This window comes from Nocardia yamanashiensis NBRC 100130, assembly GCF_001613325.1.
GTDB lineage: Bacteria > Actinomycetota > Actinomycetes > Mycobacteriales > Mycobacteriaceae > Nocardia > Nocardia yamanashiensis.
This window is the reverse complement of record NZ_BDCD01000026.1, coordinates 96,929-111,113: the sequence shown is the minus strand read 5'-3', so window position 1 is coordinate 111,113 and position 14,185 is coordinate 96,929. Positions and strand designations below refer to the sequence as shown.

Annotated in this window: 13 protein-coding genes; 4 read left to right on the top strand and 9 right to left on the bottom strand. The window is 68.4% G+C overall.

Going from position 1 to position 14,185, the window contains the following annotated elements; genetic code table 11:
• The first annotated feature begins 100 nt into the window (after positions 1–100).
• Positions 101–739: an HD domain-containing protein gene (locus NY1_RS30110; RefSeq protein ID WP_067720510.1), complete on the top strand. Its 639-nt coding sequence runs from the start codon at positions 101–103 to the stop codon at positions 737–739.
• Here the strand turns inward: NY1_RS30110 and NY1_RS30105 are convergent.
• The 6 genes from NY1_RS30105 to NY1_RS30080 all read right to left on the bottom strand — a co-directional run bounded on the left by NY1_RS30105 (position 706) and on the right by NY1_RS30080 (position 6,294).
• Positions 706–1,779 carry a PrsW family intramembrane metalloprotease gene (locus NY1_RS30105; protein WP_067720509.1) on the bottom strand — a complete coding sequence of 358 codons (1,074 nt, stop codon included), beginning with the start codon at positions 1,777–1,779 and terminating at the stop codon, positions 706–708. The two genes, NY1_RS30110 and NY1_RS30105, sit on opposite strands and share 34 nt — an antisense overlap.
• Positions 1,779–2,315, bottom strand: coding sequence for a hypothetical protein (locus NY1_RS30100; RefSeq protein WP_157762557.1), 537 nt, complete (start codon positions 2,313–2,315; stop codon positions 1,779–1,781). The genes NY1_RS30105 and NY1_RS30100 overlap by 1 nt, the downstream gene beginning before the upstream one ends.
• 96 nt (positions 2,316–2,411) lie before the next feature.
• On the bottom strand, positions 2,412–3,746 hold the full coding sequence (locus tag NY1_RS30095; protein ID WP_067720507.1) for a lipase family protein: 1,335 nt from the start codon (positions 3,744–3,746) through the stop codon (positions 2,412–2,414).
• Between the two features lie 166 nt (positions 3,747–3,912).
• Positions 3,913–4,485, bottom strand: a complete 573-nt coding sequence (locus NY1_RS30090; RefSeq protein WP_218028469.1) for a TetR/AcrR family transcriptional regulator — start codon at positions 4,483–4,485, stop codon at positions 3,913–3,915.
• Positions 4,478–5,329, bottom strand: a complete 852-nt coding sequence (locus tag NY1_RS30085) for an alpha/beta fold hydrolase (RefSeq protein ID WP_067720505.1) — start codon at positions 5,327–5,329, stop codon at positions 4,478–4,480. The genes NY1_RS30090 and NY1_RS30085 overlap by 8 nt, the downstream gene beginning before the upstream one ends.
• Before the next feature lie 65 nt (positions 5,330–5,394).
• Positions 5,395–6,294 carry an SDR family oxidoreductase gene (locus NY1_RS30080; RefSeq protein WP_067720565.1) on the bottom strand — a complete coding sequence of 300 codons (900 nt, stop codon included), beginning with the start codon at positions 6,292–6,294 and terminating at the stop codon, positions 5,395–5,397.
• A 185-nt stretch (positions 6,295–6,479) separates the two neighbouring features.
• Between NY1_RS30080 and NY1_RS30075 the strand changes: the two genes are divergently transcribed.
• Positions 6,480–7,391 (top strand): LysR family transcriptional regulator, encoded by a 912-nt coding sequence (locus NY1_RS30075; RefSeq protein WP_067720504.1) that lies wholly within the window; start codon positions 6,480–6,482, stop codon positions 7,389–7,391.
• A gap of 332 nt (positions 7,392–7,723) precedes the next feature.
• Here the strand turns inward: NY1_RS30075 and NY1_RS30070 are convergent, their stop codons facing one another.
• Both NY1_RS30070 and NY1_RS30065 read right to left on the bottom strand, forming a co-directional pair.
• Positions 7,724–8,374 carry a response regulator gene (locus tag NY1_RS30070; protein WP_067720503.1) on the bottom strand — a complete coding sequence of 217 codons (651 nt, stop codon included), beginning with the start codon at positions 8,372–8,374 and terminating at the stop codon, positions 7,724–7,726.
• Positions 8,371–9,519: a sensor histidine kinase gene (locus NY1_RS30065; protein ID WP_067720502.1), complete on the bottom strand. Its 1,149-nt coding sequence runs from the start codon at positions 9,517–9,519 to the stop codon at positions 8,371–8,373. The genes NY1_RS30070 and NY1_RS30065 overlap by 4 nt, the downstream gene beginning before the upstream one ends.
• Positions 9,520–9,667: 148 nt before the next feature.
• Here NY1_RS30065 and NY1_RS30060 point away from each other — a divergent pair, with 148 nt between their 5' ends.
• Both NY1_RS30060 and lon read left to right on the top strand, forming a co-directional pair.
• Positions 9,668–10,651 (top strand): SDR family NAD(P)-dependent oxidoreductase, encoded by a 984-nt coding sequence (locus NY1_RS30060; protein ID WP_067720564.1) that lies wholly within the window; start codon positions 9,668–9,670, stop codon positions 10,649–10,651.
• A 145-nt stretch (positions 10,652–10,796) separates the two neighbouring features.
• Positions 10,797–13,247 carry an endopeptidase La gene (gene lon / locus NY1_RS30055; RefSeq protein WP_067720501.1) on the top strand — a complete coding sequence of 817 codons (2,451 nt, stop codon included), beginning with the start codon at positions 10,797–10,799 and terminating at the stop codon, positions 13,245–13,247.
• A 73-nt stretch (positions 13,248–13,320) separates the two neighbouring features.
• Here lon and NY1_RS30050 read toward each other — a convergent pair whose 3' ends face one another.
• On the bottom strand, positions 13,321–14,037 hold the full coding sequence (locus tag NY1_RS30050; protein WP_157762556.1) for a hypothetical protein: 717 nt from the start codon (positions 14,035–14,037) through the stop codon (positions 13,321–13,323).
• Positions 14,038–14,185 lie beyond the last annotated feature (148 nt).

The window sequence follows — 14,185 nt, the reverse complement described above, 5'->3', positions numbered from 1 at the left end:
GTCCGGATCTGTGGTTTTCTCGTCATTTCAGACATGGCCCGAGCCTACCTCCGGAGACGAAGCTGATTCCAGGCAACGATCACCGGAAAGGTGCGAGACGATGACGGAAAAGATTGCGGGAGTACGGATCCCGGACAGCGACCTGGCGCGCGCGGCCACCGAACTGGTGCGCGAGGTGGCCTCACCCCTGCTGTTCGACCACTCCCGCCGGGTGTATCTGTGGGGCGCGCTGCACGGTGAACGCCAGGGCCTGGATTTCGACCCGGAACTGCTCTACGTCGGCGCCATGTTCCACGACCTGGGCCTGACCGACCGCTACCGCCGCACCGATCAGCGCTTCGAGATCGACGGCGCGGACGAGGCCCGGCGCTTCCTGCACGCCCACGGAATCGACGGCGCGCGTGCGGAATTGGTGTGGACCGGCATCGCCCTGCACACCACCCCGGAGATCCCGCTGCACATGGCCCCCGAGATCGCCCTGGTCACCCGCGGCGTCGAACTGGATGTGCTGGGCCTGGGCTACGCGGACGTGTCCGACGAGCAGCGCGCCGAAGTGGTCGCGGCCCATCCGCGCCCGGATTTCAAGAACAACATCCTGGCCGCCTTCACCGACGGCATCAAGGATCGCCCGGACACCACCTTCGGCAATGTGAAGGCCGATGTCCTCGCCCACTTCGTCCCGGGCTTCGAACGCGGCGATTTCGTTCAGGTCATCCGGAATTCGCCCTGGCCGGAGTGATGCGCGAGCGCGGTCTCGGTATCCCGGCGGGTGCCGACGACCTGCACCCAGTCGACGAGTTCCCGCTGCCGCCGCCGCGTCGTCCCCGCCGGACCGGGGTGGGCTCGGCGGGCGGCGCGGCGGGCGCGGCCCGTGACCAGGGTGTCGAGTTCGCCGGGCGGAGCCAGCTGCGAACGCACCGCCCAGTCGGAAGCCGCACGGAACCAGCGCCTTTCGTCGCGCACCACCACCCGCAGGTAGACGATGGCGAACAGGGTGATGTACACGAGCATCTTCAGCCCGATGCTCCACAACCCGGCCTCCTCCGGTTGCGGTGCGTCCCAGGCGAAATGCAGCGCCGCGCCCAGCAGGTAGAGGCCCAGGAACCACGAGAAGCGCTGTCCGGTCGAACGATCCGAGGCGGCCAGCGCCACCACGATGCCGATGCCCGCCAGCGCGGTGAACATCCAGTGCGAGGTGAGACCGGTGACCAGGCGCAGAATGCCGACCAGCAGCGCCGGACCGGCCGCGCCCTGGGCGGAATTGATCCCGGCATTGGCCGAATAGGTGATGTTCTCCACCACCTGGAAGCCGAGCCCGGTGAACCCGCCGAGCAGCAGTCCGTGCATGGGGCGCTGCAGGATCGGGCGGCTCAGCCACGCCACCGCGAACACGCCCACCCCCTTGATGCCCTCCTCGACGATCGACGCCGAGATCGGGGCCTGCCAGTTCTGCGCGAATCCGTCCCCGGCCACGTTCTGGATGAAGCGCATGTTCTTGTCATTGGCGAACATGGCGATGCCGGTGCCCGCGCCCGCACCCCACACGAAGCCCAGGGCCAGCCATTTGCCGATGACCCGGTGCGCGCGCAGCAGGTCCAGCCGGTGCAGGATGATCGTGACCATCGCGAAAGTGGCGACGGTGAAAGGCAATCCGACCAGGATGCCGCCCCAGGTCACCCGCGCCACCGGCAGCAATTGGATCAGCAGGGCGAACGCGCCCGTGCACACGATGAGGCAATAGACCCAGAACAGCAGCGATTTCGGCTGAATCCAGCTCATCACTCCACCACCCGCAAGGTCTCGATGACATTCTCGAGCGCGGCCCCGGAGCGCTCGCCGGTGAGCATGAGCGAGACGATCAGATTGTGATTGCCCATGATGGCGCACACCCCGACGTACTTCTCACCGCGACAGGTGGGTCCGGCGAAACCGTGCTGATTGCTGATCTCACCGCCGTCGAAGGCCACCGGGAAGGCTTGCAGCCCCAGCACTTTGCGCCGCCATTCGGCCGCTTCGGGGAAATCGGTGACTCCGTTGACCACGGTGATCAGCAGCACCCCGCCGTCGGGGCTGTTCAAGACCGCGGAGGTGGGATCGCCGGTGGGCAGGGACGTCCAGCCGTCCGCCCGGATATCGACGGCGATGGTGTCGGGCTCCTCACCCGCGGCCGTCAGGGTGATCTCGGCGCCGCCGGGGACGATCTCCTCGCGCACCGGCGCCATTCGGGCCAGGGCGGCGGGGATCGCGGTCAGCGCGATGACCGCGCCGAGCACCACCCCCGCCTGTTTCCAGTCGTTCCCGCGACGTAGCTGCACGCACGTGCTCCTCTCCACAGGGAACCCCTGGTGATCGGCCGTGCGGTCCACGTTAGGGCCGGAATCCCCCCAATTCCGGCAGCAACACGGGCGAGATCAGCTACCCGGGAAGCCCGCGGGCAGCGGCGTGAAAGCCGCGAAGAACTTCGGCCCGGGCGCGAGACCGCGCAGCAACGCACTGGTCCAGGCCACCGCGGGCGGCCAGCCGGTCACCGCGTTCACCACGTGCTCGGGCACCGGCACCGTGTAGAAGCGCAGGTCCGCCCCGCGATCCCAGTAGGACTGCACGGTCGGCAGCACCACCTTCACCGGCGGGATCAGCTCGTCCCACATGCCGTGCCACCACAGCACCGGGGTGTCGGGGATGTACTTGCCGAGGCTGTTCTCCTCCAGCACCCGCACGACCTCCGGCGAGGACTCCAGCGACTTGCCCGGCTGGTAGTACTCGCTGATCGGCCGGTATGCGCCGGACAGCGCGATGGTGGCGTAGCAGCGGCTGCCCATGTCCCGCACGATCTGCTGCCCCGCCTCGGTCAGCAGTTCCTCCGGCTTGAACACGTCCGGGTATTCCCGTGCCAGCGAAGCGAATCCGAGCCACATGGTGAAGTTGCTGATCCCGGTCAGGCCCGGCTGTTCTTGCGTGGCGTACCGCGCCTGCTCCAGCAGATTGCCGGGCGCACCGCCGATGGTGGTGCCCAGAATCCGCACGTCGGGCGCGTAGGACTGGCGCAGTTCGGCCGCCCGGATGGAACCGGAGCCGCCGCCGGAATACCCGTAGAGCGCGATGCCCGAATCGGTGAGGCCCAGGGCCGCATCGTTTTTCATGGCGCGCAGGCTGTCGAGGACCATCTTGCCCTCGGCATAGGTATTGAAGGTGTTGAACTTGCCGTCGAAGTCGGGGACGTTGATGGCGAAGCCCTGCATGAGCCAGTACATGCTCAGCGTGGACTCCTTCATGGTCCCGGTCTGCAGGGTGTGCGACGGATTGCAGGCCGAGTCGGTGGAGTCGATGGCCTCCTGGAACGACACCACCGGCCGCGCGCTGCCTTGCCACGGAATACCGGGCACGATCACGGTGGTGGCGGTGACGATCGGATTGTCGTGCACATCATTGGACCGGTACAGCAACTGCTTGGTGTAGACCGGGATCGGCAGCCCGAGCAGGCGCGTCTGCACCTCGCGGCTGCGCACGATCTGCCCCGGCGCGTACGAGGCCAGATCCGCCGGATCGTCGTACCAGGGATCGTTGTCCGGGCTCGGAATCGGCAGCAGGTCGTAGAGCTGCGGTTCGGTGGGCAGCTGCGGCAATTGGTTCTGGTCCGCCGGGAAGGCCGGCGGATAGTCCGGATCCGCCGCCGCCACCCCCGCACTCCCCACGGTCACGCAGGCCGCCAGCGCCAATAGCGCCAGCCGTCCCCGGGACTTGGTCATCACATCCTCCGAATCACCGTTGATCTGGTGCCGCCGGTCACACCGCGGCGGCGGTTTCGTTCCAGCTCACAGGAAAGGCGGACCCGGCACCATTGACAGCGGCCAAAGGGTAGGACGACCCGTTTGTGCACATGCACGAACCGGGCGGTGGGGGCTGCGGTGCTGGTCAGACGCTTTCGGCCCGGTTCAGCCCGCGATCGATGAACCCGATCATCCACTCGAAGCTGGCCGGCGCGTCATCGCTCCACTGGAAGCCGTCGGAGGTCTGCAAGGTGGCGTAGCCGTGGAAGGCGCAGCGCAGCGTCCGCACCGCGTGCACCATCTCGCTCTCGGGAACGCCGTACCCGCGCAGCACCACCTGCATGGATTCCATCACCCGGAAACTGGCTCGGTACAGCGGATCCTCCGGTCCGCCCAGCGGCTCCCCCACCGTCGCGGCATACCGTCCCGGATGCTCGATCACGAAGTCGCGGAAGGCATTCGCGAAGGCCGCCAGGGCCTCCCGTCCGGTCTTGCCGTGCATGGCATCCCGCACCCGCCGGTCCAATTCGACACTGGCCAGCGTGGCGATCTCGTGCCGCAGCGCGGGCAGCCCGTCCACGTGCTTGTACAGCGAGGGCGTGCGCACCCCGACCCGTTCGGCCAGCCCGCCGAGGGTGAGATTGGCGAATCCGACCTCGTCGGCCAAGCGCGCCCCGGCGGCCACCACCTCGGTCTTGCTCAGTCCGGCCCTAGGCAACCGCGTGCTCCTTCAGGAACGGCAGGATCAGCTCGGCGGTCTGCTCGGCATTGCCCGCGTGCGGGTAGTGGCCCGCGTTCTCGATCATCGCCAGGCTGCCCAGCCCGGCCGGCAGTGCGTCGACGATGGCCTGCCCCTCGGCCCGCGGATTCGGGAAGTCCGGCTCCTCGGCGCCCATGATGATCAGCGCGGGCTGGGTGACGTGCGGCAGTTGGGCCTGCGCGTCGGCGGGATCGGTCTTGCCGGTCTTCATGAATTCGGCCAGCCGGCCCGGTTCGCGCAGCTTGGCGTCGAGCTCGCCCATGTACTGCTCGTAGTCGGCGGGCTTGACCGGGTAGGCCACATCCAGGTACTTCCGCCACTGCTTCAGGCTCTTGAAGATCATGGTGCTGAGCAGCGGGACCATGCCGCGCCGGAACCGCGAGACGGTGAGAAGCGCTGCCACGTCGAACTTCTGGACGCGGGTGAACGGGTTGATCTCCACGATGGCGGTGATCAACTCGGGGGCCTTGGCCGCCGCGATGGTGGCCGCGCCGCCCGAGATCGAGTGCCCGACCAGCACCGCCGGCCCGCCCAGCTGCCGGATGACCGCGATCAGATCATCGGCGATATCGGTGCGGCTGATGGCCTCCTGCCCCGTCACCGAAGTCCACCCCATGCTCGATTCGCCATGCCCGCGCACATCGACGCTGACCACCCGGTAACCCGCCGCGGCGAGCAGCGGGGCCAGGTGCCGGTACGCCTGCCGGCGGTCGCCGATGCCGTGCGACAGCACCACCAGCGGGCCCGCGCCGATCTCGTCGTATGCGATCCGGCCGCCTTCGATCTCGACGTACTCGGTCATTGGTCTCTCCTAGCGAGGGAAGCTAACTGCGATAGCCATAAAGCTAATGCAGTTAGCCTAACTCGTCAACCCCTGCCGAAGTAGTGGCCTTTCTCCAGGTCGGCGAGCAGTCCGGGGTGCATCGGCTCCCATCCCAGCCGCTCCCGGGTGAGCGCGTTGGAGGCCGGGCTGTCGAACCCGGTGAACGGCGCGAGCCAGCCGAAATGCGCCGCGGGATCGGCGACGGCGGCGACGGGGAGATTCAGCTGCCCCCCGATCACCTCGGCGATCTCCCGGAACGGGACGGCCGCGTCCGCCACGGCATGCCAGCAGGTTCCGGCCGGAGCCTGCTCCAAGGCCAGCCGGTACAGCCGGGCGGCATCCAGCCGGTGCACCCCTGTCCAGCGGTTCGAGCCGTCCCCGGGATATCCGGAAACCCCTGCCGCACGGGCGATCTCGATGAGCGTCGGCACGAATCCATGATCACCCACATCGTGCACCGACAGCGGCAGCCGTACCACCGCGGCCCGCACCCCACGCTCGGCGAACGCCAGCGCCACGCCCTCCGACGCACCGCGCAGCGCGCCCAGCGGACTGGTGTCGGGTGAGTCGGTCTCGATGACGAAGCGGCCCTTGGGCAGTAGCGCGGCGGCGGAGGTGACCACCAGCGGCCGATCCGATCCGGCCAGTGCGGCGCCCATGACCTCGATGGCCTGCCGGTCCAGCGCGCACGAGGCCACCATGTCGGTGTGCGCCGAGATGTTCTCGAAGGCCAGGTGCACGACGCCGTCGGAGGCGGCGGCCCCGGCGTGCAGGCTGTCCGGATCGCGGAGCGAGCCGGGATGCGGTGCGGCCCCGGCCGCCGTCAATGCCGCGGCGGCGGCTTCGGATCGAACCAGGCCGAGCACCTGATGCCCGGCGCCGAGCAGCTCCTCTACTACCGCCGAGCCGACGAAACCGGTTGCCCCGGTGACGAATACACGCATGAAGAACTCCTGAACGGATGAGGGATGCGCCCGCATCGACAGCCGGGCGCCGGCCTCCACTCTCGATCCGGCGCTCACCCGTCGTCCAAGACCTGTTTCGCACGGCGCAATACGTTCGAGGCATCGCCGCAGGTGAGAGCGCTCGCACCGCATCATCGCCGCCGCTCGTGGACTAGGATGCGGCTATGTCCGATGCCCCGCCGCCGGTGGATCTCGAACTGCGGCTGGTGCGCTATTTCCTCGCCGTCGCCGAGCACCGCCACTTCGGCCGCGCCGCCGCCGAACTGCGTATCGCGCAACCCTCGCTGAGTCGCCAAATCCGAAGTCTGGAAAAGCAATTGGGCGCGCGCCTGCTGGATCGCACCCCGCAGGGCACCCGCCTCACCGCGGCGGGCGAGGTCTTTCGCCCGCGCGCCGAATCCCTGCTGCGCGCCGCCGCCCAGGCCGCCGCCGAAACGCGCGCCGCTGCCCGCCCCAGCCGCATCGTCATCGGCTACACCACGAACATCATCGTCACCCCTGCCGTCCGGGAACTGGCCCGGCTGCATCCCGACGCCGAAATCCACACCCGCCACCTGGATCTGGGCGAGCCGGCCCCCGCCCTCCTGGACCGCCGGGTGGACGCCGTCGTCACCCGCCTGCCGTTCCCCACCGCCGGCCTGCACGTCACCGTCCTCTACGACGAACGCCGGGCCCTCCTCATCCCCCGCGACCACCCATTGGCCACTCGTGCGTCTCTCACCCTCGACGACATCGCCGACGAGCCCCTCACCCGCCTGTCCGACCCCGATTGGAATGCCTTCTGGCGCATCGACCCGCGGCCCGACGGCCGTCGTGCCCCCGACGGTCCCCTGATCGAAACCCTGGAGGACAAGCTGGAACTGATCGCTGCGGGCAAGGCGGCGACCATCGTCCCCGCCACCGCCGCCGTCTTCCGGGCCGACCTCATCACCGTCCCCCTCACCGGGGTCGATCCCAGTCATGTCGTCCTGGCAACTCGTGCCGGCGAGCGCGGCCGGCTGGTTACGGCCTTCGGAAAGTTAGCCGCGGATCTGCTTCCGGGTGGGCGATCGGTGCAGGAACCGCCGGAAACATAGCGACCGTATTGCCCGTCTTTGGAGGAGTGCTGCGCCTGGTTCGCGCGACTGTTCAACGGTGACAAGGTCTAAAAACTCCGTTGTTCACAGCATGTATCCATATTGTGTAACAACGTATTAGGAAGCCTCTGACGCAAACGCTCAGGCGTAATTCGTATTTGAAGTCAGAGCGGGCGAATCACATTGGTAATCAGTTGTTTGTGGAGTGCCGGCGGCTTCGCGTCGCTAGCAGGCGGTCCAAGTTCAGCTCAACCGGACTGGCATCGATCGAAGGCTTGGACGCTTCATGTTCTGTCAGAATCTTTCATAACAACTGCGTCCATGCCGAACCGTCAATCCATGCCCCTGCCGAGCCCCAGCACCGCGAGCCGGACCCGGTTCGATGCCCCGGTCTTGGCCATCAAATTGGTGATGTGGGTCTTCACCGTGGTCACGCCGACGTGCAGGCGCTGCGCGATCTCGGTATTCGACAAGCCCTCGGCCACCAGCCCGAGCACTTCCCGCTCCCGCGCCGTGAGCCCCGATTCCCCGGCGGGAGCGGGCATTTCCGCACCCGCCCGGGCCGTCACGGCGGATCGCACCACCCGGCGCAGCACCTCGGGCGAGAACGGATGGTCACCGGCCGCGGCCCGGCGGATCCCGGCCAGCAGCTCTTCGGGTGAAGCGTCCTTCAGCAGGAACCCGTACGCACCCGCGGCCAGCGCCGGATACAGGTGATCGTCATCGTCGAAGGTGGTCAGCACCACCACCCGGGCGGCGGGCCGAGCCGCGAGAATCCGCTCGGTGGCCCGGATTCCGTCGATCCCGGGCATGCGCAGATCCATCAACACCACATCCGGCCGCAGCCGCGCATCCATGCGCACGGCATCGCCGCCGGTGGCGGCCTCGCCGACGACTTCGAGATCGGCGGCGGTCTGGCAGAGCATGCGCAGCCCGGCCCGGACCAGCTGCTGGTCGTCGACCACGAGCACCCGAATCGTCATGCCGCCACCCGCGATCGGCTGGGCAGCCGCGCGCTGACCAGCCAGCCGCCCGGTGCCGCCCCGGCGGAGAAGTCGCCGTCGAGCAATGCGACCCGCTCGCCCAACCCGATCAAACCCACTCCGTGCGAAGAACTTTCAGGGTCGCCGCCGTGACCGCCGTAATCGGTCAGCTCGAAATCGACGGTGCTGTCCGTCATCCGAATCTCCAGGCGCGCTCGCACGCCGTCGCACGCGTGCTTCACCGTATTGGCCAACCCCTCCTGAGTGAGCCGCAGCAGCGTCAACGCGGTCAGCGCATCGACCTCGCCGACCGCGGCATCCACCTCGGCCTCGATCCCGACCCCCAGCCCGCGCGCCCGCTCCACCGCCGCGCCGATCGCCTCGGCCAAATCCGCAGGCGCGATGAAGGATTCGTCATTGCCGTTCGGATCTCGCAGTATCGTCACCAGCTTCCGCAGATCGGCCAGCGTCTGCCGGCCACTGGCATGAATTTCGTCCAGCACCTGCAGCACCGCACCGGGAGCATCGGGCATCGCATGCCGGGCGATCCCCACCCGCAGTACGGTCGACGACACGTGATGCGCGATGAGATCGTGCAGTTCCCGCGCGATGGCCGTCCGCTCCACCGCCCGCGCCGCCGCGACCTCCGAAGCCCGCCGCTGCGCGATCTCCCGGGCCCAGGCTTCGGCCCGGGCCGCGTTCGCCCGCGCGGTGAACAGCAAATGCCCGATCAGCAAAGGCAATCCGGCCATCACCACCGCCCGGTACCCGGTCGCCGCCGCACTGTCCCCCGGATGCAGCAGATAGGCCCCGGCCAGTGCCGCGGCCCCCAGCCACGGCGCCCGCCCGCTCCGCCGCGCGGCCAGCTCGGTGAGCGCGATGGCCGCCCCGACCTTCGCCACCACCGGACCGGTATGCCCGAATTCGAATCCCAGCAGCAGCACTCCCGTGGCGGCCAGCGAGGTGGCGAGCGGATACCGGATCCCGCCCACGGTCACCACCACCGAGCTCATCGCGATCACCCAGTCGAGCGGATCGCCCGTGCGGGTCAGCAGGATCAGGCATCCGCTCGCGAGCACGGTGAGCACCGCCAACCGCGCCGGGATCGATCGGGCGCTGAGCAGCCATTCGATACCACGGCTCATTTCCGATGACTCGACCACGACTCACATGATGCCCGTCGCGCCCGGTTGCCCGTCTCCTCCCGAGGGAGGAGACGAGTCCACCCGCAGGCCGCGAAATCCAGCCGCCGGTCGGATCCACTGGGTTCGTTCGCTCACGACAGTGAACGTCATGAGCAATGACACGGACAGCCCGTCCACTCCCGAACCGGTTCCGGCCCCCGAACCCGAGTCCGCCAAGGCCCCCAAACCTTCCCGCCGCTCGCTGATCGGCTGGACCGCGGGCGGTCTGGCCGCCGGCGCGGTCGCCGGACTCGCGGGCGGCATCGCACTCGGCGCCGACTCCAACCCGCCCACCCGTCCCACCGGTCTCCGCCGCTTCGAGCGCAAGGTCGTCCTCATCACCGGCGCGACCTCCGGCATCGGCGCGGCCGCGGCCCGCCTCTTCGCCGCCGAAGGCGCCCGCGTGGCCTTCTGTGGCCGCCGCGAAAACCTCGGCCGCGCACTGGAATCCGAGATCCGCGCCGCCGGCGGCGAAGCCACCTACATCCGCGCCGACGTGCAGATCGAATCCGACGTCCGCGATTTCGTGGCCGCCGCCGTCCACCGCTACAACGGCCTCGACGTCGCCTTCAACAACGCCGGCATCACCATCCAGAAGAAACTCCACGAATACACCGCCGAAGACTTCGACCGAGTCCTGAACACCAACCTGCGTGGCGCCTTCCTGGCCATCAAATACCAAGTCCCCCACCTGATCCGAGCCGGTGGCGGCGCCATAGTCGTCACCTCCTCCAGCAACGCCCTCGCCACCGACGCCGGCCGCGCCGCCTACACCGCCAGCAAACGCGCCCTGGTCGGCCTCGTCCAATCCGCCGCCCTCGACTACGCCCCCCACAACATCCGCGTCAACGCCCTCATCCCCGGCACCACCGACACCGAACTCGTCTGGCGCGCCGCCGGCCTCGAATCCATCCCACCCGACGCCCGCCAGGTCTTCCTCAAACAATGGGCCGCCACCAACGTCCCCGGCCTAGGCCGCCTCGCCACCCCCGAAGAAATAGCCGCCTTCGCCCTGACCCTCGCCTCCCCCGAACACCCCTACCTGACCGGAGCCCAACTCGTCATAGACGGCGGCAAAACCGCCCACGCCTGACCCGGAACGGCGTATTTCCGCCGGTAGAGACGTGTTCGCCGGGGGCGAACAAGGTCACGGAATTAGTTCGGGAGGTGGGGAGTTGACTGGGTATCGCTCAACCTGAGTTGAGTAGGAGACGCTCAATGTTGGAAGAGGTAGAGAAGTGACCAACCCTCAGAACCTGCCGGTGCTGTTCCTGACCGATCCGATCGTGCTGCCCGGCATGGTCGTGCCGATCGAGCTCGACGAGTCCAGCCAGGCCGCTATCGATGCCGCCCGTGCGGGCAAGGTCAACCAGGTGTTGGTCGCGCCTCGCCTCGACGAGGGGTACGCGAGTTACGGCGTGGTGGCCACCATCGAACAGGTGGGCCGGATGCGGGGCGGTGCGCCCGCGGCGGTGTTGAAGGCCGAGAGCCGGGCCAAGATCGGGCACGGGGTGACCGGGCCGGGTGCGGCGCTCTGGGTCGAAGCCGAGCCGGTGGAGATTCCGGCCTCAGATGGCCGGACCAAAGAGCTTGCCGCCGAATACAAGAAGCTGGTCGTGTCGGTGCTGCAGCGTCGCGAGGCGTGGCAGGTGATCGACGCGGTCAATCAGATGAACGACCCGTCCGCGCTGGCCGACGCCGCCGGCTGGGCGTCGTACCTGAGCAATGAGCAGAAGCGCGAGATCCTGGACACCCCGGACACCGTGGCGCGGCTGCGCAAGCTGATCGAGTGGACCACCCAGCACATCGCCGAGACCGAGATCACCGAGAAGATCAGTGAGGACGTCCGCGAGGGCATGGAGAAGCAGCAGCGGGAATTCCTGCTGCGCCAGCAGCTCAATGCGATTCGCAAGGAACTGGGCGAAGGCGAGCCCGAGGGCGCGGAGGACTACCGCACCCGGGTCGAGAACGCCGACCTGCCCAAGGATGTGCGCGAAGCCGCCCTGCGCGAGGTCGATCGCCTGGAGCGTTCCAGCGATCAGAGCCCGGAGACCGGCTGGATCCGGACCTGGCTCGACACCGTCCTGGAACTGCCGTGGGGCGTGAAAACCACCGACAGCACCGATGTTTCGGCGGCGCGCGCGGTGCTGGACGCCGACCACCACGGCCTGGACGAGGTCAAGGACCGCATGGTCGAGTACCTGGCCGTCCGTTCCCGCCGGGCCGCCCGCGGCCTGGAGGTGGTGGGCGGACGCGGTTCCGGCGCGGTGCTGGTGCTGGTCGGCCCGCCCGGCGTGGGCAAGACCTCGCTGGGTGAATCGGTCGCCCGGTCCTTGGGCCGCAAGTTCGTTCGCGTCGCCCTGGGCGGCGTGCGCGACGAGGCCGAGATCCGCGGGCACCGGCGCACCTACGTGGGCGCACTGCCCGGCCGCATCGTCCGCGCCATGAAGGAGGCCGGTTCCATGAACCCGGTCGTCCTGCTGGACGAGATCGACAAGGTCGGCTCGGACTTCCGCGGCGATCCCGCGGCGGCCCTGCTGGAGGTCCTGGACCCGGCGCAGAACCACACCTTCCGCGACCACTACCTGGACCTGGATCTGGACCTGTCGGACGTGCTGTTCATCGCGACCGCCAATGTCATGGACACCATCCCCGGCCCGCTGCTGGACCGTATGGAACTGATCACCGTGGACGGCTACACCGAAGCCGACAAGGTGGCCATCGCCCGTGACTTCCTGATCCCGCGCCAGCTGGAGCGCAATGCCCTGACCGCCGAGGAGGTTTCGATCACCGAAGCGGCCCTGCGCGAGATCGCCGCCAACTACACCCGGGAAGCCGGCGTGCGGCAGATGGAACGACTGGTGGCGAAGGCGCTGCGCAAGGCGGCGACCAAGCTGTCCGAGGGCGCGGATCTGGCCGATGCCGAAAGCCGGGTCATCGCCGGGGAGTTCGTGCCCGAAAGCCTGGGCTACGACGCCGAACTGGGTTACGACAAGCAGGCGCTGTCCGAAGCGAAGTCCGGGTCGCTGACCATCGACCTGGACAACCTGAAGGACTACCTGGGCCGTCCGCGCTTCACCCCCGACGGGGTGGAACGCACCGCGGTCCCCGGCGTGGCGACCGGCCTGGCCGTCACCGGCGCGGGTGGCGATGTCCTCTACATCGAGGCCAATGCCGCCGAAGGCGACCGCTCCCTGACCCTCACCGGTCAGCTGGGCGACGTCATGAAGGAGTCCGCGCAGATCGCCCTGACCTACGTCCGCTCCCACCTGGAAGAAATCGGCATCGAGCCGAAGGTCCTCGACCGCAATATCCACATCCACTTCCCGGCCGGCGCGGTCCCCAAGGACGGCCCGTCCGCGGGCGTCACCATGGTCACCGCCCTGGTGTCGCTGGCCCTGGGCCGCCAGGTCCGCTCGGATGTGGGCATGACCGGCGAGGTCACCCTGAACGGGCGCGTCCTCCCGATCGGCGGCGTCAAGCAGAAACTGCTGGCCGCCCAGCGCGCCGGTTTGAAGACCGTCTTCATCCCGGCCCGCAACGAGCCCGACCTGGACGAGGTGCCCGCCGAAGTGCTGGCCGCCCTGGACGTCCGCCCCGTCGCCGACGTGGCCGAAATCCTGGCCTACGCCATCGAACCGGTCATCGAGGATTCCCTCGACCGCCCGGCCTTCGCAGCCACCGCCTGACCCTCCGCACCCGAGTGCCCCCGCGCCTTCCCCGGAAGACGCGGGGGCACTCGGCTGTCCGGAGCCGGGTCCGTCAGAGCTTGCGCACCTTCTCCACCTGCCCGGCCAGCGCCTCGTCGGCGAAGGCGAGCAGCTGCTCCGGGAGCGGGAAAGTGCTGGACATCAGATCACCCGAGACGAACTCGACCACGGTCCGCTGTCCCACCGAAACGAACCGCACCGTAGAGGCTTTGGTGTACGGCATGAATCCGGCCGATCCCGCATCCCGGATGTAGTCCATCTCGATCACCGGGCCCACGCCCGCCACCTCGACGGTGCGCGGAATCTCCAAGGGCGTGACATCCCAGCCCCCGCTGCCGTTCTTGACCTTGATCGTGTTCATCGGGCATGCCTGCATGGTGGCGGCCAGCGCCGCGACGTCGACCGGATGATCGAGCATCAGGATCTGGATGTCCTTGTTCGAAACCAGGTTCATCGCAGCGGAATCCGATCCCTGCGGCACCAGATTGATCACCGTGTTCCGGGTGACGCACTCCGGCCGATCCTGGCCCGTGTAGTACTTGCCGAGCCGGGCCAGCTCGATCGCGCCCGCCACGGTCGCGCGGCTGACCGAAATACCCGGGTATTCGCCGTCCCCGAGCAGGTAGTCCGTGAGCGGCCGGGGTGGGTCAGGCGTCGTGGTCACCGGCGTGGACGTGGCGGTCGTCGCCGTCTTCTCCTCCGCCCCGCACCCCGCCACCGCGACCGCCAAAGCCGCCAGCCCGCCAATGAATATCCGACGCGGTGACATACCCGCCCCCAATCCTTCGAACCGATGCCCGCCGCGCGAGCGACTCAGCCTATCGACCGGGCACCGCTATCGGGCAGCGAATCAACGGTGCATGTTTCACATGAAACGAATCCTGCACGGGGCGTGGATATCTCGTACAGTTCGCTGC

What these genes read in the sequence shown, in the direction of transcription:
- NY1_RS30095 (WP_067720507.1), bottom strand. Translation starts at nt 3,746, where the DNA reads ATGACCAAGTCCCGGGGACGGCTGGCGCTATTGGCGCTGGCGGCCTGC.
- NY1_RS30085 (WP_067720505.1), bottom strand. Translation starts at nt 5,329, where the DNA reads ATGACCGAGTACGTCGAGATCGAAGGCGGCCGGATCGCATACGACGAG.
- NY1_RS30080 (WP_067720565.1), bottom strand. Translation starts at nt 6,294, where the DNA reads ATGCGTGTATTCGTCACCGGGGCAACCGGTTTCGTCGGCTCGGCGGTA.
- NY1_RS30065 (WP_067720502.1), bottom strand. Translation starts at nt 9,519, where the DNA reads ATGAGCCGTGGTATCGAATGGCTGCTCAGCGCCCGATCGATCCCGGCG.
- NY1_RS30105 (WP_067720509.1), bottom strand. Translation starts at nt 1,779, where the DNA reads ATGAGCTGGATTCAGCCGAAATCGCTGCTGTTCTGGGTCTATTGCCTC.
- NY1_RS30070 (WP_067720503.1), bottom strand. Translation starts at nt 8,374, where the DNA reads ATGACGATTCGGGTGCTCGTGGTCGACGACCAGCAGCTGGTCCGGGCC.
- NY1_RS30050 (WP_157762556.1), bottom strand. Translation starts at nt 14,037, where the DNA reads ATGTCACCGCGTCGGATATTCATTGGCGGGCTGGCGGCTTTGGCGGTC.
- NY1_RS30075 (WP_067720504.1), top strand. Translation starts at nt 6,480, where the DNA reads ATGTCCGATGCCCCGCCGCCGGTGGATCTCGAACTGCGGCTGGTGCGC.
- NY1_RS30060 (WP_067720564.1), top strand. Translation starts at nt 9,668, where the DNA reads ATGAGCAATGACACGGACAGCCCGTCCACTCCCGAACCGGTTCCGGCC.
- NY1_RS30110 (WP_067720510.1), top strand. Translation starts at nt 101, where the DNA reads ATGACGGAAAAGATTGCGGGAGTACGGATCCCGGACAGCGACCTGGCG.